Annotated in this window: 2 protein-coding genes; both read left to right on the forward strand. The window is 72.9% G+C overall.

The window, feature by feature from the left end; all coding sequences use genetic code 11:
- Positions 1–190: hypothetical protein (locus PMI01_RS06285; RefSeq protein WP_007665594.1), on the forward strand; the 190-nt coding region annotated here is incomplete at its 5' end.
- A partial coding sequence (locus PMI01_RS06290) for an RluA family pseudouridine synthase (protein WP_007665599.1) occupies positions 187–802 on the forward strand: 616 nt, incomplete at its 3' end. The genes PMI01_RS06285 and PMI01_RS06290, both read left to right, overlap by 4 nt.

Genomic DNA, 802 nt, shown 5'->3' on the forward strand with positions numbered 1-802 from the left:
CCGCCCGCCGCACTGGCGGGCCTCGATGGCTAATCTGGTCTATGTTCTGCCATTGGCCTTCGCGGTGTTCCTGCTGACCAGCTTGGCCTCGCGCGGCGGCTGGGCCCTGGCGCCGGCCGGACTGCTGCTGCTGTGGCTGTTCCTCAACGCCCGCGCGCTGTGGATCGCCCCCAAGGAAGAGCCGGCATGAACCGTCCGCCCCGCCGTCCGCCGCTGGCCCCCAAGCCCAAGGCCTCCGACACGCCCGTCGTCCTGACCGAGGCGGAGATCGCGTTCACCCGGTCGCTGGTGATCCACGAGGACGACAGCGTCTTCGTGCTCAACAAGCCCGCCGGCCTGTCCAGCCAGGGCGGCCGCATCCAGGCCCATACCCTGGACGACCTGCTGTGGGCCCTGGCCCGCCGCGACCGGCCGCGGCCCCGGCTGATCCATCGGCTGGACCGCGACACCTCGGGGGTGATCCTCACCGCCCGCACCAAGCCAGCGGCGACCTTCCTGGGCAAGGCGCTGATGGGCAAGCGGTTCCGCAAGACCTACCTGGCCATCGTCACCCCCGGCGCGCCCGAGCCGCGCGGCGGCCAGATCGACGCGCCCCTGCGCCGCGAGTCGATCGGCCGCGAGGCCTATATGCGGGTCTGCGAGGCGGGCCATCCGGACGCCGAGACCGCCCGCAGCCGCTATAAGACCCTGGCGGCGGGGGAGGGCGCGGCCCTGGTCGAGCTGAGCCCCGACACTGGCCGCATGCACCAGCTGCGGGTCCACATGGCCTCGATCGGCCGGCCGATCGCCGGCGACAGCCGCT

This window comes from Caulobacter sp. AP07, from assembly GCF_000281955.1.
Taxonomy (GTDB): domain Bacteria; phylum Pseudomonadota; class Alphaproteobacteria; order Caulobacterales; family Caulobacteraceae; genus Caulobacter.